Consider the following 21,715-nt stretch of genomic DNA (forward strand, 5'->3'; position numbering starts at 1 on the left):
AAACCGGCACCGTCAAAAAACGTCACCGTCATCCACCTGCGATGTCGCTCAGCACTCAACTGCGATGTCGCGCCACAACTGGCGCAGATCGCGGCACATTTCCGCTTCTTCCTGCACATCGACCTGTGGAGATCGCACCGCGACGATCTGATGCTGATCCTCTTCACGGCGCTCATCATCCTTCTGATGGTCGGCGGAACGAAATGGATCCTTTTCGACCAATGGTCGAGGATGATGTGATCCCCGGGTTCAGTCCTCGGACGCACCCCCATCCGAGCCAGGCAGTGGTTCGTCATTCCGCTGCCACGGTCGCGATAGTCCGGCCTGTCGGCAGACGTCCCGCAGCGCCATCTGCAGCCCCTCCTCGATCACCGGATGATAGAACGGCAGATCCAGCATGTCAGAGGCCGTCATCTCGCACTGGATCGCCCAGGCCAGCAGGTGCGCCAGATGCTCGCCACTCGGGGCGCAAAGCGCCGCGCCGGTCAGCCGCCCGTCTTCGGCGCTGGCATAGATGCGGGCCAGGCCTTGCGCCCGGCCTTCCACCCTGGCGCGGCCCTGATTGCCATAATCCACCTCGCCGCATACATACTCCGTGCCGTCCGGGATCGTGCCGATGACCGCGGCTTCCGGCCGCGTGAAGGCAATGCTCAGCGGCACTTTGCGGGACGTTCTGCGCACATCGGGCCAGGCCGCTGCATTGCGTCCCGCCACCGTGCCCTCGTCGGACGCCTCATGCAACAACGGCCGGTCATGGTTGGCGTCTCCTGCGATGAAGATTGGCGCATCGCCGCATTGCAGGGTGCCCGGATCGAAGACTGGTGTGCCGTGATCGTCGAGCTCCAGCCCGGCCTTCTCCAGATCGAGGGCGGAAAGGTTCGGCGGGCGGCCGGCGGCAATCAGCAGCTTCTCGAACCGCGTCTTTCCCCCGTCCCATGTGAGGGCGGCCCCCGTATCGCTCGCGGAAGGGTCAGGCTTGCAGTCCAGATGGATCGGGAATGACTCGGTCAGTATCCGGTGCAGCGCATCGCTGGCCTCCGCAGGCAGCCCAGCCAGCCGGTCGCCCGCGTCAAACACCTCCACCCGCACACCCAACCGGTGCATTGCCTGCGCCAATTCCAGCCCCAGTGGACCCGCCCCGATGACTCCAACGCTCTCTGGCAGATCCTCAAGCTCGAAGATTGTCTCGTTGGTCAGAATGTGATCCTTCACCGCCTCATACGGCTTGGGCACTGCCGGACTGGCCCCCGTGGCGATGACCACGGCCCGCGCTTCGACGCGATCGCCAGTATCAAGCGCCAGAACGCCCGGAGCTTCAAAGCGCGCTCGGGCCGTCAGGCAGGTGCCCTTGGGCAGTTCTTCTATGGACTGCCGCACCCCTCGGGCGAAATCGTCGCGCAGCAGACGCACCCGCTCCAGCACGGCCCGCCCGTCTAATACGGGTTCGGCTGTGACGCCGAAATCTATTGCCTGTCGCACCGCTTGGGCGGCGTCCGCAGCAGCGATCAACAGCTTCGAGGGCATGCAGCCAACCGTTGCACAGGTGGTTCCCGCAAAGACCGGGTCGATCAACAGCGTGGTTGCACCTTCCTTGCGGGCGTGGCGCTCCGCGGCCAGACCCGCGGTTCCCGCGCCGATCACCGCGACATCCGTGGTGTAAGTGGCCATTCCCTTCTCCTTCCGCTTGCACGCCCAACCCCCTGCACGGGGCGGAGTTCCCCGGCTGGGCCAAGGCTGTGCAATGGCTGGGGTGCCCCGGGCGCCCCAAGCTCCCAGGACACCGGCGGCGCGAAGACGTCGCACGGCCGCCGGTGGTGCAGCGTCAGGCAGCTTGGTTCAGGCGCATCTCCGCAACATTGGTGAGCTTCTCGTCAGCGGCCTTCTCTTCCTCAAGGGTCTTCTTGAAGATCCCGGCACACTCCGATCTCCCAAGCTCTTCGGACCATGCGATGAGGGTACCGAAGCGGGTCATCTCGTAGTGTTCCACCGCCTGCGCGGCGGCAGCCAGAGCGGCGTCCAGCACGTTCTGGTCGGCGATGTCGCCGGCTACGTCGTTGGCTTCCTTGATAATCCCGTCGATTGCCGGACAGGTGGTGCCCTTCGGCTCCTCGCCGATAAGACGGAATACCTCTTCCAGCCGTTCCACATGGCCGTGGGTTTCTTCGAGATGCCCCTCGAAGCCCTTCTTCAGATCGGGATTACTCGCCTTCTCGATCATGTCAGGTAGTGATTTCTCGATCTGCCTCTCGGCGTAGTAGATGTCTTGCACCATGTGCAGATATAGGTCTTCGAGAGTTTCGATATCTTTGGAAAACAGTGCCGTTGTTCGTTCCTTTGCGTTGAGTGAAGATTGCCTTTGAACAGGGCCCGGAGAGCAATGTTCCCGACTCCGCGCATCGCAGCGCGGAACATCCGCTACGGTCGGCCGTTCTCCTACCATCTCCATCCACAACCGCAGGGCCGCCGCCCAGGCCGGCATCGGAAAGGAAACGACATGGTCAGATTTCTACTCGGCGCCGCGGTCGGTCTGCTCGCCTACCGTGTCTGGAAACACAGCCGGCCGTCGCCGCCGTGCGAGGTGCGTGACGCGGGTCCCTCCCAGATGCGCAACCCGCCCCGCCGATGGGATTTGGTCGACGAGACGGCGGATGAATCCTTTCCCGCCAGCGACCCGCCCGGCACTTATTGATCCGAGGCCCAGCCTCAGTTCCCGAACCGGCTCGCCGTCTCCTTGACAAAGGCCACGGGCGCGTGAGGCGTGATCAGCGAGAACCCTAACTGCCCACCGGGTGGCGTCATGGTTGTCGCCGATTCCGGATCATCGCCCGATGCAGCGAGACTTGCTGAAACCGGCTCAGAAACATTTGCGCCGCCTGCCTGTTCTTTGATGCGATGCGGGCCGATATTCCGCAACTGCAACCGAAGGAGGACACCATGCAGGTCAACGAAGTGATGACACCGCACACGGTTACGCTGACTCCGGAGCAAACGCTGAAGGACGCTGCCGAGATCATGCAGCGTATCGAAACCGGCTTCGTGCCCGTTGGGCAGGACGAACGTCTGGTCGGGACCATTACCGACCGCGACATCGTCATCAACGGGATCGCACAGGGGAAATCGACCGACGCAGCGGTCGGCGAGGTCATGTCGCGCGACGTGCTCTACGTATTCGACGATCAGGAAGTCGCCGAGGTCGCGCGCAACATGGGTGAGAGACAGGTTCGCCGCATGCCGGTGGTTGATCGCGACAAGCGATTGGTGGGCATCGTGTCGCTCGGCGACCTCTCCACCGACGGAGATCCATCCGCCGCCGGCGTCGCTCTCGAGCAGATATCGAATTGATCGGCGACGCCGCTGCCTCCACGTGCATTCCTGTGCGCGGAGGCGGCGTTGCCTCTCTCCTCGTCCCCGGCGAACCGGGACACTGGAGAACCATCCGCGGGCGGATCATGACCCGCTAAAACAGAGCTGATCGCGCCGAACCGGCGACAATTCGCGGGCGGGAAACATTCTCGCGCCCCCCAAAAACACAGAGGAGGATGAACCACCATGCCTGCAAAATCGAAAGCTCAGCAAAAGGCCGCGGGGGCCGCCCTTGCCGCGAAACGGGGTGAAATGAAGAAAAGCGACCTGACGGGTGCAGCCCGCGAGATGTACGACTCCATGTCGGAAAATCAGCATGAAGACTTCGCGGGAAGCGAGCGGAAAGGAAAGCCCGAGCACAAGGGATGACCTGGCTCAGGTCACGCTCAGACTGCTGTTGATCTTCCGGACCTCGCGAGCAAGATGGCAGCGGCAACCACGAGCCTTGCAGATGCGCGGTTCAGGATGCGTCGTTTGAGTGGCGTCAGGGCATGAGTTCCGAACACGGTCCCGGCACTGACCCAAAACAGCGCCGCAAGCCCCTCGGCAACGAGTTAGAGCGCGCCGAGCGTGAGGACCTGGGGTGTCACCGCCACGGTGTGATCCACGAACTGCGGAAGAAATGATGTCAGCAGCAGGTAGGCCTTGGGATTGCCCATCAGGGTCCAGAACTCGCGGCGCATGAGGCGCGAGGTGGTGCGGATCACGATCTCGGTGGAAAAATCGGCCCGCCAGAACTGCCAGGCGAGAAACAGAATATAGAGGACACCGAGCCACTTCAGGGTCACGAAGGCGAACTCCGACGTCCGCAGGATCGCGTCCAGCCCGAGTGGAACGAGGACGACAAGAACCGTCAAGGCCGCGATCGTCCAAGAACACCGATGGCCGCGCGCCGCCAGCCTGAGTTGGCTGCCGAGGTGAAGGCCAACAGATTGTTCGCGCCCGGCGAGGCACCCAGCGCAAGCGCTGCCGGCAGGAAAACCAGAATGTGATGGAGCATCATGAGGGGCGTTGTTCCTTTGCGGGCAAGGTCACGAGGAGGCGTAACACGCAATAACGGGAATGCCACCCTTCAGGAACATCTGAACCGTTGCACTGTTCCCAGATGAGGACGGGCGGCGCGGTGCAAACCGCGGCCCGCCCCGAATACCGAATGGAGGTGCCCCGAATGCAACCCGACGACCTGAAAGCCCATTACCGAACGGAACTGCAGGAAGCCTGCTCTTTCGGGGCCTAGTTCACCAACGCGCTTCCCCGCCTCGCCGAAAAGGCCGAGCACCCGAATCTGCGCAATTACCTGTCTGAGGAAATCCCCAGGATGCAGAAGCGCGGCGAACACCTTTGCGGGCTGCTCGAAGTGCACGATGCCAAAGATGAAAACCACACCGATGGATCCATGCAGGCGATCTTGCGCGAAGCGCGGGACTGGGCCGAGGCCATCGCCAGTCCGGCCGTGCGCGACGCGGCACTCATCGCCTCCCTCCAAAGGGTGCTGCATTATGGTATGGCGGTCCATGGATCGTTGGCCGGATGGGCTCGTCAACTGGACCTTGAAGACAGGCAAACCCTCGAAAACGCTGTCGAGGAAGAGCGCCGCGTTGACGCCCGCCTAACCCAGATCGCCCAAGAGCTCGTCAACCGCAAGGCCGCGTGAGCGGGGGCAGAAATGGCCCAATAGACGATTTTCGGCGGCACCAAATTTCCTGGCAGTCGCATCGTTCGCCACCTTTCGGCAGAGGGCCACCCGGTTCGTGCGATTGCCCGATCTGCGTCATCGCACGTCTCCGGAGCGTGCAATCTGAGGCATCAGGGGAACAAACCGCTCTCGCACCTGTTTTTCCATCACAATCACGACACATCAAAGCGCTGTGTCTCACCGGACTCGCGGCCTCTCCACGCGGCGGCCCTTCGCGCCATCCCTGCCCCGCGCCCTCGCGCTGGTGGCTCCGACAGCAAGGAATACCGATGCAAACCACACTCACCGTGAACGGCACCCGCCACCAGCTCGATCTGGACCCGCGGGTGACCCTGCTCGACGCCCTGCGCGATCACATCGGATTGACCGGCGCGAAAAAAGGGTGTGACCATGGCCAATGCGGCGCCTGCACCGTTATCGCGGACGGGCGGCGCATCAACGCCTGTCTCACCCTCGCCGTCATGCACGACGACGCCGAGATCGTAACCGTCGAAGGGTTGGCCGGAGGCAAGACCCTTTCGGCCATGCAACAGGCCTTTCTCGACCACGATGGTATGCAATGCGGCTACTGCACCCCCGGCCAGCTCTGCTCGGCCACCGCCATGCTGGAGGAAGCGCGGGCGGGGCGCGCCAGCCACGTGACCGAAGACCTTGAAGGCACGACCCGGCTGACCCGCGACGAGATCACTGAGCGCATGAGCGGCAACCTTTGTCGTTGCGCGTGCTACTCCGGCATCGTGGCGGCCATTGAGGAGGCCGCGGCCGAATGAGACCGTTCGACTATCACCGTCCCGACACGTCCGATGACGCCCTGAAACTCGCCGGCGAGGAGGCCGCCTTCATCGGCGGCGGCACCAATCTTCTCGACCTGATGAAGCTGGAGGTCATGACCCCCGATCAACTGGTCGACATCAATCGTCTTGGTCTCGATCATATCGACGAGGTAAGCGGCGGCATAAGAATCGGGGCCACCGTGCGCAATTCCGATCTCGCCGACGATGCGCGCATCCGCCGCAACTGGCCGGTCCTGTCCCGGGCCCTGCTGGCTGGTGCTTCGCCGCAGCTTCGCAATCGCGCGACCACCGCCGGCAACCTGCTGCAGCGCAACCGTTGCCCATATTTCCAGGACATCGACGCGCCATGCAACAAACGTGTGCCAGGTTCGGGCTGCGCGGCGATCGGCGGCGAGCTACGCAACCACGCCGTGCTCGGCACTTCCGATCAATGCATCGCACTGCATCCCAGCGACATGGCCGTGGCGATGCGGGCGCTGGATGCAGAGGTGATCATCCGCGACGCGGGCGGCGGCACCCGCACGACCGGGCTGGCCGAGTTCTACCGCCTGCCCGGAGACACGCCGCATATCGAGACCACACTCGCCCCTGGCGAGCTTGTCACCGCCGTCCATCTGCCCGCACCTGCCGGTGACCGCCAAATCTATCGCAAGGTGCGCGACCGCGCCTCCTACGCCTTTGCACTGGTCTCCACCGCCGTCGTGCTGCGGATGGAAAACGGCAAGATCGCCAACGCCTCCCTCGCGTTCGGCGGCCTTGGCACCCAGCCCTGGCGCGACCCCGAGGTCGAGGCGCTTCTGACGGGAGAGACCCCGTCCGAAGCACTCTTCGACAAAGCGGGCGAACTGCTGATGAGGGACGCCGAACTGCGCGAGGGTCTGGAATTCAAGAAACCGCTCGCACAACGGGTGCTCAAGGCGGTGCTGACGGAGGTGACACAATGACGCTCGAGTATCAGATCGACGGCCCGGAGAATGACGGGTTGACGAAGCCTTCGCCGGGCGGCCCCCTCGGTGCCGATATGGAGCGGCGGGACGGGCGCGACAAGGTGACCGGGGCTGCCCGTTATGCCGCCGAGCACGTGCCGGCAGGGCTTCTGCATGGCGTCCTGAAAGGCGCGCCCGGGCTTGGCGCCGTGCGACTATCGAATGCCGAAGAGGTTGGGGCAATACCGGGCGTCCGGCTGGTGTTGCAGGACGAACGCATGATCCGCAATGCGGCTCAGGGAACCGCGGGCGAGGCCCCGGTCCAGGGCGTGAGCAAGGCCGAGTACGTCGGCCAGCCCGTCGTGCTCGTCGTGGCCGAAAGCTTCGAGACCGCCTGGCACGCCGCCAACCGGCTCCAGATCTCCTGCGAAGGGGCCAGCCTCCCCGTTTTGCCGGAGAAAGGTGAAGTGGATGACGACATGCAGGAAGAGGCGATCACCGGAGAGCCCGGGACCGCCTTTTCCGATGCCGAGGTTTTAGTCGATGAGACCTACACCACCCCCGCCCTCACCTCGGCCCCGATGGAGCCGCACGCCGCTGTGGCAGAGTGGCACGGGGACCGTCTCACCCTGCACGGCTCGCTGCAGATGCTGCGTTATAACCGCGCCGAACTGGCCGACAGCCTCGGCATCGAGCCGGAAAAGGTCCGCTTGCGCGCGCCATTCGTCGGCGGCGGCTTCGGTTCCAAGCTCGGGATTTCGGCAGATTGCGTCGCCGCTGCGCTTGCGGCGCGCGAGCTGGGCCAGCCGGTGCGGGTTGTTCAGCACCGCCGGCAGGTCTTTGAAATCAACACAAGGCGCTCCGAGACGCGACAGCGCATCCGCCTCGCTGCAGGGCACGACGGCAGGCTCACCGGACTTGGCCACGAATCCCGCGTCTCCAACCTGCCGGGCGAGGAATTTTCGGAACCGGTGCTGCAGGGCAGCTACTTCGCCTATGCCGCGCCGAACCGGCTGCTGCGCAACGATCTCGTCCGTCTGAACCGCCCTGCCGCCGGATCGGTCCGCGCGCCGGGCGAGGCCGTAGGTGTCACCGTTTTCGAAGTCGCCATGGACGAGCTTGCGGGAAAGTGCGGGATCGACCCGGTCGAACTCCGCCTGCGCAACCTGCCCGAGACCGAACCGGACAGCGACCGGCCCTTCTCGTCGCACCGCCTGGCGGATTGCCTGACCAAAGGCCGCGACAGTTTCGGCTGGGACGACCGACCTGCAGAGCCGCGCCAACGGCGCGAGGGCGAGTGGTGGATCGGCACGGGCATGGCCGCGGCGGTCCGCGTCAACATGGTGATGCCGGCCGAGGCCCGCGTCCGGTTGACCCCTGATGGGCGCGCCGTGGTGGAAACGGACATGACCGACATCGGAACGGGCACCTACTCGATCCTCGGCCAGATTGCCGCGGAGGGACTGGGGCTGGCGGTGGACGATGTTGACGTTTGCCTCGGCGACACTGATCTGCCGGCGGGCTCCGGCTCGGGCGGGTCTTTCGGGGCGGCCTCGACCGGCACGGCCGTCTGGCTTGCCTGTGAAGAAATCCGCCGCGAGATCGCTGGGCGCATGGGCTGCGACGCTCAGGAACTGACGCTTTCCGACCGCCATGCCGCCTGTGGAAACGACCGCCGTTCCCTGCCCGAAGTGCTCGCCGGCGAGCCGCTGTCCGGTCGGGGCAAACTGGAACCCGGCGAGGCGCTGGAGAAGGTGCGCCAGGCAACTTGGGGAGCGGTGTTTTCGGAAGTTGCCGTAAACGATGTCACTGGCGAAGTGCGCGTGCGCCGGCTGCAGGGCACCTTTGCCGTGGGTCGCGTGCTGAACCAGCGCACCGCCCGCTCGCAGGCGCAGGGTGGCATGACTTGGGGCCTCGGCCTGGCGCTCACCGAGGGAATGGTGCACGACCGGCGCGACGGTCACATCGTCAACCGCGACCTGGCCGAGTATCACGTGCCCGTTAATGCCGATGTGCCGCATCTGGATGTCCACCTGCTGGAGGATCTCGACCCATGGGCCGGACCGCTGGCGGCCAAGGGCATCGGCGAACTGGGCATCTGCGGTTCGGGGTCAGCGATCCTGAACGCGATCCACCACGCCTGCGGCGTCAGAATCCGCGACCTTCCCGCGACGCCTGACCGGATCCTGTCCGGCCTGACATGATCTGCAAGGGCGGGTTCCGGCAGCTTTTCGGCGCCCCAAGGAACAGAAGGGCAAGCCAGCCTGTTGTCGACATGAGGAGAATTCGACCCATCAGACATTTCGTGCGCCTCTGCCCCGCCATCCGGCCCTGCCACGGCGATCGTGCACCGCCGCTGTCGAGACTGTGAGACCGACAGACGCAGCACGCCAGACCGGAGCAAGCCGAAATGACACCGAAATTCCTTCAAACCTCTCGCCGTGCCTTCCTGGGCGGGTCCGCGGCGGCCGCGTTGAGCGCCCTCAGCGAACCGGCGCTGGCGCAGCGGAACCAGCCGCCGCTGGACCAATACGAACCAGTCTACCTGACCGCGGCCGAAGGGGCCTTTGTCATGGCCGCCGTGGCGCGGATTATCCCCTCTGACGGCGACGGCCCCGGCGCGATCGAGGCCCGCGTGCCCGTCTTCATCGACCGCCAGCTTGCGGGTGATTTCGGGGCGGCCAGCGATCTTTACATGGAAGGCCCCTTTGCACCCGGAGCCGACATGAACCTTGGCACGCAATCGCCGCTGACCCCGGCCGAGATCTACCGCCAGGGCATCGCCGCCTTCGACGCCTGGTGTCGCTCGGAACAGGGGGCCGCCTTTGGTGATCTGGACCCCGACGCGCAGGACGCCGCGCTTCAGGCACTGGCCGATGACGCGGTCGGGTTGAAGCCCGAGCTGCGCGAATTCTGGACGCTGCTTCTGCAGAACACCAAGGAAGGCTACTTCGCCGATCCCCGACACGGCGGCAACGCCGGGATGCAGGCTTGGGTTTATATCGGGTTCCCCGGCGCGCGAGCGAATTTTCACGAATGGGCCGGCCGGGACGAGGCATATCCCCTGGGTCCTGTCGATATCGCTGGCGAGAGGGCCTGAGACATGGCGCGGACAGATCCGAAGAAAGACGTCGTCATCGTAGGCCTGGGCTGGACTGGCGCGATCATGGGGATCGAGCTGGCCAGCGAGGGACTGGAAATCCTTGCGCTGGAACGCGGCCCAGACCGATCGACGGTGCCGGATTTCAAGTATCCCGAGGTCATAGACGAACTGGAATACGGCATCCGCTTCGGTTTTATGCAGAAGCCGAAGAACTCGACCATCACGGTCCGCCGCACCGGCGACGAGGTGGCCCAACCGATGCGGCGGCTGGGGTCGTTTCTACCCGGTGATGGAGTGGGGGGCGCGGGCATCCACTGGAACGGCCAGACATGGCGCCCGATGGAGAACGAATATCGCCTGCGGTCCTATGTCGAAGAGGAATTCGGCGCCGATGCCATCCCCGAAGACATGACGATCCAGGACTGGGGTGTCACGGCGGAAGAGCTGGAACCCTACTATGACCGCTTTGAATACATGGCCGGGATTTCCGGGCAGGCCGGCAATATCAACGGCGAGATCATAGAGGGCGGCAACCCGTTCGAGGCCCCCCGCTCGCGCGATTACCCCCTGCCCCCGCTGAAACAGACCGTCGATGCCAGAATGTTCGCCGAGGCCGCACGGTCCATGGGCTACCATCCCTTCCCGCGTCCTGCCGCCAACGCGTCAGAGGCTTGGACAAACGAATACGGAATGCAGCTCGGTCCCTGCAACTTCTGCGGTTTTTGCGAACGGTATGGCTGCATCAACTATTCCAAGTCCTCGCCGCAGACCTGCATCCTTGACGCGCTGAAGCGCTATCCGAACTTCAGTTACCGGGTGAATTCCGAGGTGCTGCGCGTCGATCTGGCACCGGACGGTCAGACCGCCACCGGAGTCACCTACTGGGACGAAGAGGCGCAGGAAGAGGTCACGCAGCCCGCCGATCTGGTGATTCTGGCGGCCTACCAGCTGCACAATGTCCACCTGATGCTGCTGTCGGGCATCGGCGAGCCCTACGATCCGCAGAGCGGCGAGGGCGTGACGGGCAAGAACTATTCCTACCAGATGAACGGCGGCACGACGATGTTCTTCCGCGATGTCGACTTCAACCCCTTCGCCGGGGCCGGGTCCGTGGGCATGGCCATCGACGACTTCGCCATCAACCAGATCGACTTCGGCGCCGACGGTTTCATCGGCGGAAGCTACATCGTCGCTGGCAATTCAAATGGCCAGCCGATCCGCGGCATCTCGCTGCCCAAGGGCACGCCCGAATGGGGCGCCGGGTGGAAGCAGGGGATCGGCGAGTGGTATGGTCATTCGATGAGCATCGGCTCGCACGGGTCCTGCCTGTCGTATCGGGACTGCCATCTCGACCTCGACCCGACTTATACCGACCGTCACGGACGACCGCTGATGCGGATGACCTTCGACTGGAAGCCGAACGACATCCGCATGACGCAGTTCATGAAGCAAAAAATCGACGAAATCGCACAAACGATGAACCCCGACAGCTGGCAGTCCAGCTTCAAGGGCGAAGGCGCACGCTATGACATCCGGCCCTACCAGACCACCCACAACGTCGGCGGGTCGATCATGGGAACCGACCCGAACACCTCTGCCGTGAACCGCTATCTCCAGGCCTGGGGGCAGCACAATGTCTTCGTGCTGGGCGCGGGCGCCTTTCCGCAGAACATCCAATACAACCCGACCGGCGCCGTCGGGGCGCTGGCCTACTGGGCGGCCCGGGCGATCCGCAAGGATTACCTGCCGAACCCCGGCCCGCTGGTCTGAGGAGGAAATGAAAACCCTTCTCAACATCGTGCTCGGACTGGTCGTGCTGGGGGGCGTTGCCCTGCTGGCATTTATCGCGGTCCCGGTGCAGCGCACGCCCCCCCAGCAAGAGGTGGCGGCTGGCTGGCAACCCGAAGACGGCCAAGGCGAATACGCCATGCGCCTCGCCGATTGCGCGGCCTGCCACACGGCGCCCGGCGGCGAGATGTTCGCCGGCGGGCGGGCTATCGAAAGTCTGCTCGGCACCATCTATTCGTCGAACATCACACCCGACGACGCAACGGGGATCGGCGGCTACAGCCTCGATGACTTCCGCGCCGCGCTCTATGACGGCGTGCGCCCGGACGGCACGCACCTCTATCCCGCGATGCCCTACGAGAACTATCGCAAGCTCACCGAAGAGGACGTGCGCGCGCTCTTCCACTATTTCACCGAGGAGGTGGAGCCGATCCGCAACGACACGCGGGAAGCGGACCTTCCCTTCCCCTTCGATCAGCGCTGGACGCTCAGGGGCTGGAAATGGCTGGCGCTTGACGAACCGGGCTTCCGCGCGGATGCCGAGAATCCGGTTCTGGCGCGCGGGGAATACATCGTCGAAGGGCCGGGCCATTGCAGCGCCTGCCATACGCCGCGCAACGCCATCATGGCCGAGGCGGCAGTCGAGGCGTCGGACGAGGCCTTCCTCTCGGGAGGCAAGATCGCAGGCTGGACGGCCCCTGCCTTGCGCGGCGCTGGCAGCGCCATTGCCGGTTGGAGCCAAGAGGACCTGGTCGCCATCTTCTCGACCGGACGCAACGCCCATGCGGCGGTCAATGGCGAGATGCAACTGGTCATTCGGGACTCGACCCAATTCATGAGCGAAGATGACCTTGCCGCCATGTCGGCCTTCCTCGTGGGGCTGAACGATGGCGGCGCGACACCTGAACGCTCCGGCGACAACACCGGGACCGAGGCCCTGATTGCCTCGGCCGACCCGGACATGCCTCTGGGGGCCCGGCTTTACATCGACAACTGCAACGCCTGCCATTTCGCCGACGGGCGCGGTGCCGACGAGGTCTTTCCCGAACTCGATGGCAATTCACTTGTGACGGCGGAAAGCCCAACGGGGTTGATCTCCATGATCCTGGGGGGATCGGAACTGCCCTCGACACCCAAGCGGCCCTACTCCCTGAGGATGCCCGGATTTGCAGGCCGGTTGACGGACGAAGAGGTGGCGGAACTGGCCAGTTTCGTCCGACAGGCCTGGTCCAACGACGCCGCGGCCGTCAGTGCCGATGACGTTGCAGACCTGCGCGGGGAGGCGGAAGCGAAGGTCGAGTGACCTCCGGAGGCCCGATGGATGCGCAGCAATTCATGCCTGGCGCATCCACAGGCGCGTCACCACCCAAAGCACCACACCGATCCCGATTAGCACGGCAGCGATGAGGTATTGAGCCGGGTCACGGCCCGTCCATGGGCCGACCAGGAAGGCACAGGTCGCCGCGCCAGCCACGGCCACCCAGACCGGTGTGCGGAAGTGGTCGTGATCGACCTTGTCACGCTTCAGCACCAGCACAGCCACGTTGACGACGGTGAAGACACCCAACAGCAGGAGAGCTGTCGTGCCGCCCAGTTCCGGCACGGCGCCGACGAAGGTGATCAGCCCAGCCGCCAGAAGCGTCGTGAAAATGATCGCCGTCACCGGCGTCTGTCGGGCCCGATTCACCTTTCCAAGGACGGCAGGGAGCACACCCTCCTCACTCATACCGTAGACGAGGCGACTGGCCATGAGCAGATTGATCAGCGCGGAATTCCCCACTGCAATCATGGTGATAAGGCCGAAAACCCATGGTGGGAACCCGGGGGCGCCCGCTTCCACGACCTTCAGCAGCGGCGTGTCGCCCTCGGCCAGATCGTCAATCGGAACGATTGAGATTGCGACAATCGACACCACAAGGTAAAGAACCGCCGCAATGGCCAGGCCACCAAAGAGCATCTTTGGGAAGGTGCGGCTCGGCGCCTTGGTTTCTTCAGCCATGTTCACGGAATCCTCAAAACCGACCATGGCGAAGAAGGCCAGCGTCGTGCCGGCGATGACCGGCCAGAAAACGCCGTTCTCGTTGTCTCCGAATTCGAAGGCCTTGCCGATGTCGGCCTCGCCGTTGGAGAAAACCATCATGCCGATAACCACGATCATGATCAGCCCGGTCAATTCGATACACGTGAAGACCGCGTTCACCATGACGCTTTCTCCCACACCACGCATGTTTATAAGGGAAATCGCGCCGACAAAAACGAGGCCGATCAGGGTTACCGCCCAAGCTCCAAGGTCCAGACCGAACCCGGTCGAGAGGTTCTCAGCAAAGGCACGGGCGGCGGTAGACGAGGATGTCAAGCCAGAGGACATGACGGCGAAGGCAACGAGGAACGTGACAAATTGGATTCCGAAAGCCTTTTCCGTGTAAAGCGCTGCCCCGGCGGCCTTGGGATATTTTGTGACGAGTTCCAGGTAACTGCAGGCCGTCAGCGTCGCGACGACGAAGGCTACCAGGAATGGTAGCCAGACGATGCCACCCACCTCTTCGGCGACTTTCCCGGTCAGAGCGTAGATGCCGGTGCCAAGGACATCGCCTACAATGAACAAGAGCAGCAGACCGGGCCCGATCGCGCGCTTGAGCTTGCCTTTTTCGTCACCTGGAGCTTGCAAGGTGCCATTTTCGAGGGCATCGGTCACGGCAAGTCCTCCGCGATCGGGCGCCGCCCATGCTTGTCCTGCTCATGTTCGAGTATCCTCCGGACTTCTGCGAGCAATGCGGCAGCCCTGCCTTCGGGTTCGCCATGGTCCGCGCTCTCCGCCGCCAACTCGGTCAGGACCGAGTTCAGGAAGTTCGCTCTTCCGGTCCCGGAGTATCCTTCTTCGGCAAGGACCTCTTGCAGCTCTTGCGGGGAAATCCAATTCCCATCCCGCGTTCGCAATTTACGGCTGTTTCCCTGCGTCATGACCCCAATCCTCCCGCAGGAGAAACGGCCTGTGACCGAAGCAGTTCCCCCCGGCGCGCGCCCTGCCTCCATGCGGCGTCTTTCCGCTCAGTCTATCCAGTCTTCGACAAGGGCAAGGCTGGGCATGAAAGATCGGTTTGCGTTCGGAATCCCGCACAGTGACCGAGACGGAATTTACCCCATTCTCGGGAAACGCATCCTTGGCAATCGGGGCCAATACCGCCAGGCGTGCCAGTGACCACGGTTATCTGACGGGACGCGCCCCTAGGGTCAGGACCCATTGATTTGGTTGGGTGCGCGTGATTCACCCTTCGAAAACGAGCGGTGAACATGTCTGATCTTTTCTGGTTGAGCGATGCGCAGATGGCGCGTCTGGAGCCTTACTTCCCCAAGTCGCACGGCAAGCCCAGGGTTGATGACCGGCGTGTCCTGAGCGGGATTATCTTCATCAATCGCAATGGCTTGCGGTGGCGAGATGCGCCGAGGGAATACGGCCCGCACAAGACGCTCTACAATCGCTGGAAGCGTTGGAGCGACAGGGGTGTCTTCGCCCGGATCATGGCGGGGTTGGCGGCCGAGCACGGTGAGGAGACGACCGTGATGATCGACGCAACTCATCTGAAGGCCCATCGTACGGCGTCCAGCCTGGGCGTCAAAAAGGGGGGCGTGGGCGTTTGATTGGCCGAACCAAAGGCGGCATGAATACGAAGCTGCACGCGATCTGCGATAGCCAAGGCCGACCCATCGACCTGTTCCTGACTGCCGGACCCGTCAGCGACTACATCGGGGCGCGTGCCCTGGTCAGCGGGTTGCCCAACGTGAAGTGGCTGCTCGGAGATCGTGGCTATGATGCCGATTGGTTCAGAGAAGCCTTACAGGACAAGAAGATACGTCCTTGCATCCCGGGCCGGAAGAAACGGAAGACGCCCGTCCGGTATGACAAGCGCAGATACAAACGTCGCAACCGGATCGAGATCATGTTCGGCAGGCTCAAGGACTGGAGGAGGGTTGCGACCCGTTATGACCGCTGCCCGCAAACCTTCTTCTCAGCAATCGCACTCGCTGCGACCGTAATCTTCTGGCTTTGAGAGAGAACGAGTCCTGACCCTAGTCCATGGTGCGGACCTTGAAGAAGATGTCTCCCGAGATATCCAGGGGGCCGGCAACGATCTGACCAAGCTCGGCAGAGCTATCCAGGGGTGAGCGGATGACTACCGTAGTGCCAATCTTAAAGCGGACATTGCGCATGCTGACGGCGTCCGGAGAATGAAAGGGAGCAATACGGCCAGAGTTGCGCACCGTTCAAGATTCGCGTCAATGGCGTCATAGCCAACCTTTGCCGACAGACGCACAGCCTACTCCTTTGGAGCTCGCCATCGCTCATGCCTTCACCACTTTGAGGTCGGAAAATCGCGATCGCTGCGCTAGGAGCCTCGAGAGCGCCCCGGCAGCTCGGCATGTTTGGATGACGCCATGCCTGGTGGGCAGTATATGTCGAGCTCACATGGCACCTTCTGGTTGATAAACACCTGAGATGCGACGCATTCTAAGCTACCACCGAGATAGGGAGAGGGTCATGGTGCCAAAAGAGGGATTTGACCTGAGGGTTCACCAACTTCTCAACCAAACCATCGCCTTCGCGGCGTTGCTCGAGCCCGACGGAACAGTCAAAGACGTCAGTGACAATGCGTTGAGCGCCGCCGGGCTCTCACTCGAGGACGTCCATGGCTCTCCTTTCTGGGAGGGATATTGGTTTGCCTATGACGCAGCGCTGCAAGAGCGTCTGCGATTGGCCATTCAGGCCGCCTCGGCGGGCGCCACCAGCAGGTTCGACTACGCGGCGCGCATCGTGGATGATGGGCGCTTGCATATCGATTTTCAGATTGCCCCAATTCGGGACGCCGATGGGAAGATCGTCGAGCTTTTGGCCTCCGGCTTCGATGTTACGGAGCGTGAGCAGAGCAAAGCGCGCTTGGAACTCGCTCTGCGCGACGCTGATCATAGGATCAAGAATATCTTCACGACTGTACGGGCGATGGCGCGCATGACCAAACACTTCGCACCGCCCGAGACGGCCTTTGATGAGTTCCTCGCGCGTTTCGAGGCCTTGGTCGCGGCCCATCGCGTGCTAAGTTCCACCTCCCATAGCGGATACACCACCTTCCGTGAGCTGGCTGACGCCATTCTAAAGCCCTATGTCCAAGATGCCGCCGCCGATCGCTGCACGATCATTGGGGGAGACAGGATGCTTGTCCGCGACAAGGCAAAGCTTCTCGCGCTTTGTCTCCATGAGCTCGCGACCAATGCAGCAAAATATGGCGCGCTCTCGGCGGTGGGCGGGAAGATCACCCTCTCCCTTTCCGATCCTGATGTCGATGGCAGTATCGCCTTCATCTGGGAGGAGAATTTTGACACCCCCGTGCCGAGCCCTACGAAAATCGGCTTTGGCACCAAGTTCCTGGAGATGTCTCTGCACGACATCTTTGACGATCCGCCCAAACTCGAGCGGGGATCTCGAAAACTAACCCTAACAGCAAGCGGCAGGCCAACCGACCTGTATGAAAACCTGAATGATTTCCATCCGCCGAGACCGCAGCCTGCGCATCCTCGTCATCGAGGATAATCCCTTCATCGCCATGGATCTGGAGCTGCAGATTGAGGAGTTCGGTCATGTTTCGCTGGGCAGACACGGCCGTTCCGTGTCGGCAATCGAAGCAGCCGGTACCCTGCGCCCAGACGTCGCTCTGGTCGATCTCAACCTCGCTGACGGCCGGACGGGCATTTTTGTCGTTCAACGTCTGAAACAGATGGGGGTGGCGTGCATTATTATATCCGCTGAAGTACGATATCACGCAGAAACCTTCGACGCGCATACTATCCTTGAGAAGCCTGTTCATCCCGGCCTACTTAGAGCAGCCCTCAATAGGATTTTGGATGAGACTCTCACATAATAAATTTAACGCACCGCGGATATTGACATACATATCCGTGGTCGAGAGCGACCTATTTCAATTCGTTGTACTGTTCCCTACTAATGGCAGGCAGAAAACGAGGTGACCTGCTCCCCTGAAAAGTCCGCGTTTTGAAGTTAGCCTGTTCTCCAAACGAGGAGACAGACAATGCGGAAAAGCCGTTTCAGCGAAGAGCAGATCATTGGCATTTTGAAGGAGCACCAGGCCGGGATAGGTGCCAAGGAGCTGTGCCGGAAGCATGGCATCAGTGACGGCACGTTCTACAAGTGGCGCTCGAAGTATGGCGGCATGGAGGTGTCGGAGGCCAAACGGCTGAAGGCCTTGGAGGCTGAGAACGCGAAGCTCAAGAAGATGCTCGCGGAGCAGATGCTGGATGTGGCCACGCTCAAGGAAATGCTGGGAAAAAACTTCTGAAGCCCGGTACAAGGCGACGAGCCGTGGACTGGGCCATGACAGAGAAGAGCTACAACCAGCGGCGGGCCTGCGCCCTGGCCGGGATCGATCCGCGCGTCTATAGGCGGCGATCAACCAGACCTGCGGACACCGAGCTGCGAGAGAGGTTGAACGAGTTGTCCAGCGAACGGCGGCGCTTCGGCTATCGAAGGCTGCACCTGCTTCTTGGTCGCGAAGGCTGGAAGGTGAACTGGAAGAAACTCTACCGGATCTACCGGGAAGAGGGCCTGACAGTGCGCAAGCGTGGCGGTCGCAAGCGCGCGATCGGAACGAGGGCGCCGATGGCGATCCCGCAAGGGCCGAACCAGCGATGGTCCCTGGACTTCGTCTCAGACAGCCTGTCGGATGGGCGCCGTTTCCGTGTGCTCTGCGTCATCGACGACTATAGCCGGGAATGCCTGGCAACGGTCGTGGACACCTCGCTGTCGGGGCAACGCGTTGGCCGTGAGCTCGACAGCATCGCTCGGGTGCGCGGCTATCCGTGCATGGTGGTCAGCGACAACGGAACGGAGCTGACCTCGAACGCCATCCTCAAATGGCAGGAGGAGCGCCAGGTCGAATGGCACTACATCGCCCCGGGAAAACCGATGCAGAACGGCTTTGTCGAGAGCTTCAATGGACGGCTGCGTGACGAATGCCTCAACGAGCACCTATTCGCCAACCTGCGCCATGCCCGCGGCCTGATCGAGGCGTGGCGCGACGACTACAATCATCACCGCCCCCACACGAGCCTCGACGGGCTCACCCCGTGGGAGTATCACCAACGGTCAGTAGAGGACCAAACCCTGAACAGAGCGAACTAATAACCGCGGACTCTATGGGGAGCAGGTCAGAGGGTATTAAGTAAGCGCGGCCCGCACTTACATTTTTCTCCACCACAGGGAGCGGGCGAGGAAAAAGGCAAGATTTGCGAGGGTACTGGGAGCTTCTGCGGGCCGCGCTCGTGGAGAGCGTAGGTGTCATTCTTCCAGAAATCCACCTCTCATAGAGCAAAATCGCTTTTGCTGATCGGCCTAGCAGGGGGTGTTCTGCTACGCATTTGGTGAGCGCGGACTGCGCCGCTTGCCCCCCGGGGAAGTTGGTGTGGCAAGCAGGTTCCGCGAAGCTACTGGCAGTCAACAGACCGCGCTCAATTGGAGAACTCGGACAAGCGCAGGATGTTCCTGCGTAACTCTAAAAGTAGCGGAATGTCGCGCGAGCCGATGTCTCCGTACCCTTCCTAATCAGTAATATCCCGACTGCGTGAAACTGAATAGCCCCGTGCATCGTGAACGGCTTCTTCGCTAATTTTGATGCAGAGGCCATGAGCAGCAGCAAATTTAGCGTAAGCGGTATGCCCGTCGCACGTCCGCACCCCAGCTTGTTGAGGTATCGGCTTAATAAGAAGGCCTCTACACGCAAGAACCTATGGCAGGTCATGAGCATGAACGAAGCACAGCTTGTTGCCCTCGGGATCGCGACAATACGCAGCAAAAAAGTCATCGTTGTATTGCGGGCGGACATCAGGTTCGCCTGCATCTGACCCTCCGTTGTCAATCGCAGTTTGCCAAGCCGCGACGACTTGCTGTCGCGATGCCGCTGCAAAACTTACTTGTACGCCGTTACCCGCAGTTGCCGTACGACCGTCGAACGGACGTCTTAGAGCAAACTGGGGCCATCGTTGCCCGCACCGCTGCCAGATGAAACCCGCTGGACTATCGGCCGGCTGAACGGGGATGCGCACCAATCCGAGGGTGCCAAGGACTACATCATAGAAGGCCACCATGGCCTCAACATCATTTGCACCAATCATTACGTGGCTGAACATCTTGAACCTCATCCGGCGGGCGAAGTATCACACCCTGGTAGAAGAATTATAAGCGGCGTCCTGGCCCAGCGGGTTCAGCTTGACGGCCCGGCGGATCATCCCCGCCCCATGACCGGTCGTCACGGGCGACCGCCCAGAGATATCCCGTCTTGGTCCTGCCGCGCCCCGGATCCAGCTGTCAACGCCGTCTTAATTTTCCCCAAAAGCGCCGAAGTAAAATTCCCCACTACGGCGGTTGCGGACGACATCGGTGTGCTTGCGGACTGCGGCAACAATGGCAGTCGCCAACTCCGGCAAGGAGGTCCCGACCGCAACCAGGGATAGGCCGATCACTGCGTCGGGCACGCCATAGGAGCGCGCGATGTTGACTGAGCCTTCAACGAGAAGGTCCGCTCCATAGACGAGGGCGCCGATCCCACCCAGTGCCAGAACAGGAGGAAGCCAGGGGCGCGACAGAGGAATGTCTTCGAACTCCTCAGCCTCGTGCTCAAAGGTCTTGGCCTCGCGGTCGCGCCGTTCGAGCCACACGCTGGACGCCAGGTAACCGGCGAGCACCACCAGCATGGCCAAGCCTTCCACCCGGTTGATAACCTCGCCTTGCGTCAGCCCAACCACCACGAGCGCGACCAAAGTCGCAACCAGGGCTTCCCTGACCGCCGTGCGTTGCCATCCGGAAATGGGAAGGATCAACGCCGCGACGCCCACGATTAGGAGAATATTGGCGATGTTCGAGCCGACGACGTTGCCAAGCGCAATCTCCGGGGCCCCGTCGAGCGCGGCATTGACCGACACCAGCAACTCCGGCGTTGAGGTCCCGAAACCGACAATGACAAGTCCGATGAGGAGCTTCGAAATTCCGAATTTCTCGGCAAGCGCCACTGAGCCGCGGATCAGCCCTTCGCCGCCAACAAATAGAAGTACGAGGCCAGCGGCCACCAGGAGCAAGTCATGTGTCATTTGTATTCCTTAAGCAGCGCCGGCTGGGACGGTCGAGTTTCCGCCCCACGAAGTTGGTGCAGTCTCTGTGGGAGCCAATTGGAGTGCGCATGTTGCCAGGGCCGCGTGCCCGCGCATCCCACGACATGCGCGGGTCGATGAAGCCGGTGTTGCGCCGCGCGGGTGTCTGGGTAGCCACAAAATCCTTAGCAGAAACGCGTAGCGCTCCCGTGAGTTCAGCCTTCGACAAAGACATCCTTGCCACCCAGGCTCCGTATACCGTCAGCACGCTCAGCGTCCCCCTCCCTCGCAACATGAAAAGCGTCACGAGCGCCTCGCATGTGTCAGGAAATAGGGAGCCGACCCAAGCAATTGTAAGAGCGCGGCGTTGCCATCGACAAGGTGCCGGAATATCTGCACGAGATCGATACAAGGAAGCTTCAGTGCAACAGGACGAGAAAACGCGCTCCGAGGAAGAGGGGCGGTTCTTGGGACGGCCGAGCGCCTGGGTCCTGTCCGCGGTACTATTCGTTGGATTGACAGCCGTCGGCTTCACCGCGGTGTCGGCGATCTTTGGAGGGACGATCCCGAGTTTTGACAACAGGCTGGTTCAGCCACAGACCGTCGCGGCAATCCTCGGATTTCTAATCGTCTACTTACTAGCCGACGGCCTTCGTCTCTACTTCGTCCTACGTACGATTGGGGCGAGGATCAGGGTCCATGAAATCTTCCCATTGGTTTTCATCAATATCCTGGTTTCCAATGTCACACCGCTCGCGACCGGCGGCGGCTTTGCCCAAGTCTGGTATCTGCGCCGCCACGGCGTCGCCGTCGGCGCTTCGGCCGCCGCAACTACGATCCGCACCGTCCTCGCCATGTTGTTGATCTTCACCGCCGCGCCGTTGTTTCAGTTTCT

Annotated in this window: 21 protein-coding genes and 1 pseudogene; 15 read left to right on the plus strand and 7 right to left on the minus strand. The window is 62.3% G+C overall.

Features of this window, described 5'->3' with window-relative positions:
- Positions 1–240 (plus strand): cytochrome o ubiquinol/quinol oxidase subunit IV (locus tag G0Q01_RS26625; RefSeq protein WP_370526767.1); only part of this gene is annotated, 240 nt, incomplete at its 5' end.
- A 9-nt stretch (positions 241–249) separates the two neighbouring features.
- On the opposite strand, the gene G0Q01_RS18290 is transcribed toward G0Q01_RS26625, so the two are convergent.
- Positions 250–1,668, minus strand: a complete 1,419-nt coding sequence (locus G0Q01_RS18290) for a dihydrolipoyl dehydrogenase (protein WP_164213697.1) — start codon at positions 1,666–1,668, stop codon at positions 250–252.
- A 154-nt stretch (positions 1,669–1,822) separates the two neighbouring features.
- Positions 1,823–2,317 carry a ferritin-like domain-containing protein gene (locus G0Q01_RS18295; protein ID WP_255455656.1) on the minus strand — a complete coding sequence of 165 codons (495 nt, stop codon included), beginning with the start codon at positions 2,315–2,317 and terminating at the stop codon, positions 1,823–1,825.
- A gap of 617 nt (positions 2,318–2,934) precedes the next feature.
- Here G0Q01_RS18295 and G0Q01_RS18300 point away from each other — a divergent pair.
- Together G0Q01_RS18300 and G0Q01_RS18305 are read left to right on the plus strand one after the other, a co-directional pair.
- Positions 2,935–3,342, plus strand: a complete 408-nt coding sequence (locus G0Q01_RS18300; RefSeq protein ID WP_235940249.1) for a CBS domain-containing protein — start codon at positions 2,935–2,937, stop codon at positions 3,340–3,342.
- A 207-nt stretch (positions 3,343–3,549) separates the two neighbouring features.
- Complete coding sequence (locus tag G0Q01_RS18305; RefSeq protein ID WP_164213698.1) at positions 3,550–3,732, plus strand: DUF3008 family protein; 183 nt, start codon at positions 3,550–3,552, stop codon at positions 3,730–3,732.
- Positions 3,733–3,917: 185 nt separating this feature from the next.
- On the opposite strand, the gene G0Q01_RS18310 is transcribed toward G0Q01_RS18305, so the two are convergent.
- Positions 3,918–4,220, minus strand: a complete 303-nt coding sequence (locus G0Q01_RS18310) for a LysE family translocator (RefSeq protein WP_164213699.1) — start codon at positions 4,218–4,220, stop codon at positions 3,918–3,920.
- A 395-nt stretch (positions 4,221–4,615) separates the two neighbouring features.
- Here G0Q01_RS18310 and G0Q01_RS18315 point away from each other — a divergent pair.
- The 7 genes and pseudogenes from G0Q01_RS18315 to G0Q01_RS18345 all read left to right on the plus strand — a co-directional run.
- Positions 4,616–5,017, plus strand: a pseudogene (locus G0Q01_RS18315) (DUF892 family protein); the annotation flags it as partial.
- 311 nt (positions 5,018–5,328) lie between these two features.
- Positions 5,329–5,829, plus strand: coding sequence for a 2Fe-2S iron-sulfur cluster-binding protein (locus G0Q01_RS18320; protein ID WP_164213700.1), 501 nt, complete (start codon positions 5,329–5,331; stop codon positions 5,827–5,829).
- The gene (locus G0Q01_RS18325; protein ID WP_164213701.1) at positions 5,826–6,797 is read left to right on the plus strand and encodes a xanthine dehydrogenase family protein subunit M; all 972 of its coding nucleotides are present in this window, start codon (positions 5,826–5,828) and stop codon (positions 6,795–6,797) included. Before G0Q01_RS18320 ends, G0Q01_RS18325 begins: the two co-directional genes overlap by 4 nt.
- Positions 6,794–8,983 carry a xanthine dehydrogenase family protein molybdopterin-binding subunit gene (locus G0Q01_RS18330; protein ID WP_164213702.1) on the plus strand — a complete coding sequence of 730 codons (2,190 nt, stop codon included), beginning with the start codon at positions 6,794–6,796 and terminating at the stop codon, positions 8,981–8,983. The genes G0Q01_RS18325 and G0Q01_RS18330 overlap by 4 nt, the downstream gene beginning before the upstream one ends.
- A 269-nt stretch (positions 8,984–9,252) precedes the next feature.
- On the plus strand, positions 9,253–9,879 hold the full coding sequence (locus tag G0Q01_RS18335; RefSeq protein WP_235940251.1) for a gluconate 2-dehydrogenase subunit 3 family protein: 627 nt from the start codon (positions 9,253–9,255) through the stop codon (positions 9,877–9,879).
- A 3-nt stretch (positions 9,880–9,882) separates the two neighbouring features.
- Entirely contained in the window at positions 9,883–11,652 is a 1,770-nt protein-coding gene (locus tag G0Q01_RS18340) for a GMC family oxidoreductase (protein WP_164213704.1), read from the plus strand.
- Positions 11,653–11,659: 7 nt separating this feature from the next.
- On the plus strand, positions 11,660–12,973 hold the full coding sequence (locus G0Q01_RS18345; RefSeq protein WP_164213705.1) for a cytochrome c: 1,314 nt from the start codon (positions 11,660–11,662) through the stop codon (positions 12,971–12,973).
- Positions 12,974–13,003: 30 nt separating this feature from the next.
- Here the strand turns inward: G0Q01_RS18345 and G0Q01_RS18350 are convergent, their stop codons facing one another.
- On the minus strand, positions 13,004–14,365 hold the full coding sequence (locus G0Q01_RS18350) for an APC family permease (protein ID WP_370526768.1): 1,362 nt from the start codon (positions 14,363–14,365) through the stop codon (positions 13,004–13,006).
- Positions 14,362–14,631 (minus strand): hypothetical protein, encoded by a 270-nt coding sequence (locus G0Q01_RS18355; protein ID WP_164193223.1) that lies wholly within the window; start codon positions 14,629–14,631, stop codon positions 14,362–14,364. Before G0Q01_RS18355 ends, G0Q01_RS18350 begins: the two co-directional genes overlap by 4 nt.
- Positions 14,632–14,961: 330 nt before the next feature.
- Between G0Q01_RS18355 and G0Q01_RS18360 the strand changes: the two genes are divergently transcribed.
- The 4 genes from G0Q01_RS18360 (at position 14,962) to G0Q01_RS18375 (ending at position 18,859) form a co-directional block, all read left to right on the plus strand.
- Positions 14,962–15,719 (plus strand): IS5 family transposase gene (locus G0Q01_RS18360; protein WP_157374241.1). Its coding sequence is split into 2 segments (ribosomal slippage): positions 14,962–15,283 and positions 15,283–15,719, totalling 759 coding nucleotides; the frame shifts between segments, so codons are not numbered across the junction.
- 488 nt (positions 15,720–16,207) lie between these two features.
- Positions 16,208–17,254, plus strand: a complete 1,047-nt coding sequence (locus G0Q01_RS18365) for a sensor histidine kinase (protein ID WP_164213706.1) — start codon at positions 16,208–16,210, stop codon at positions 17,252–17,254.
- Positions 17,202–17,582, plus strand: coding sequence for a response regulator (locus G0Q01_RS18370; RefSeq protein WP_164197507.1), 381 nt, complete (start codon positions 17,202–17,204; stop codon positions 17,580–17,582). Before G0Q01_RS18365 ends, G0Q01_RS18370 begins: the two co-directional genes overlap by 53 nt.
- A gap of 168 nt (positions 17,583–17,750) precedes the next feature.
- Positions 17,751–18,859 (plus strand): IS3 family transposase gene (locus G0Q01_RS18375; protein WP_164213707.1). Its coding sequence is split into 2 segments (ribosomal slippage): positions 17,751–18,000 and positions 18,000–18,859, totalling 1,110 coding nucleotides; the frame shifts between segments, so codons are not numbered across the junction.
- Positions 18,860–19,461: 602 nt separating this feature from the next.
- On the opposite strand, the gene G0Q01_RS18380 is transcribed toward G0Q01_RS18375, so the two are convergent.
- A complete protein-coding gene (locus tag G0Q01_RS18380; RefSeq protein WP_164213708.1) occupies positions 19,462–19,863 on the minus strand; it encodes a VOC family protein in 402 nt (133 codons plus the stop codon).
- A gap of 189 nt (positions 19,864–20,052) precedes the next feature.
- Entirely contained in the window at positions 20,053–20,820 is a 768-nt protein-coding gene (locus G0Q01_RS18385) for a sodium:calcium antiporter (protein WP_235940253.1), read from the minus strand.
- 422 nt (positions 20,821–21,242) lie between these two features.
- On the opposite strand from G0Q01_RS18385, the gene G0Q01_RS18390 reads away from it, so the two are divergent.
- A partial coding sequence (locus tag G0Q01_RS18390) for a flippase-like domain-containing protein (RefSeq protein ID WP_203595082.1) occupies positions 21,243–21,715 on the plus strand: 473 nt, incomplete at its 3' end.

Origin of the sequence: Salipiger sp. PrR007 (assembly GCF_010499845.1) — a bacterium.
Taxonomy (GTDB): domain Bacteria; phylum Pseudomonadota; class Alphaproteobacteria; order Rhodobacterales; family Rhodobacteraceae; genus Salipiger; species Salipiger pacificus_A.

Coding starts and splice junctions, on each gene's coding strand:
- G0Q01_RS18370 (WP_164197507.1), top strand. CDS start 17,202: ATGATTTCCATCCGCCGAGACCGCAGCCTGCGCATCCTCGTCATCGAG.
- G0Q01_RS18330 (WP_164213702.1), top strand. CDS start 6,794: ATGACGCTCGAGTATCAGATCGACGGCCCGGAGAATGACGGGTTGACG.
- G0Q01_RS18340 (WP_164213704.1), top strand. CDS start 9,883: ATGGCGCGGACAGATCCGAAGAAAGACGTCGTCATCGTAGGCCTGGGC.
- G0Q01_RS18385 (WP_235940253.1), bottom strand. CDS start 20,820: ATGACACATGACTTGCTCCTGGTGGCCGCTGGCCTCGTACTTCTATTT.
- G0Q01_RS18365 (WP_164213706.1), top strand. CDS start 16,208: ATGGTGCCAAAAGAGGGATTTGACCTGAGGGTTCACCAACTTCTCAAC.
- G0Q01_RS18325 (WP_164213701.1), top strand. CDS start 5,826: ATGAGACCGTTCGACTATCACCGTCCCGACACGTCCGATGACGCCCTG.
- G0Q01_RS18300 (WP_235940249.1), top strand. CDS start 2,935: ATGCAGGTCAACGAAGTGATGACACCGCACACGGTTACGCTGACTCCG.
- G0Q01_RS18345 (WP_164213705.1), top strand. CDS start 11,660: ATGAAAACCCTTCTCAACATCGTGCTCGGACTGGTCGTGCTGGGGGGC.
- G0Q01_RS18305 (WP_164213698.1), top strand. CDS start 3,550: ATGCCTGCAAAATCGAAAGCTCAGCAAAAGGCCGCGGGGGCCGCCCTT.
- G0Q01_RS18380 (WP_164213708.1), bottom strand. CDS start 19,863: ATGTTCAGCCACGTAATGATTGGTGCAAATGATGTTGAGGCCATGGTG.
- G0Q01_RS18355 (WP_164193223.1), bottom strand. CDS start 14,631: ATGACGCAGGGAAACAGCCGTAAATTGCGAACGCGGGATGGGAATTGG.
- G0Q01_RS18290 (WP_164213697.1), bottom strand. CDS start 1,668: ATGGCCACTTACACCACGGATGTCGCGGTGATCGGCGCGGGAACCGCG.
- G0Q01_RS18320 (WP_164213700.1), top strand. CDS start 5,329: ATGCAAACCACACTCACCGTGAACGGCACCCGCCACCAGCTCGATCTG.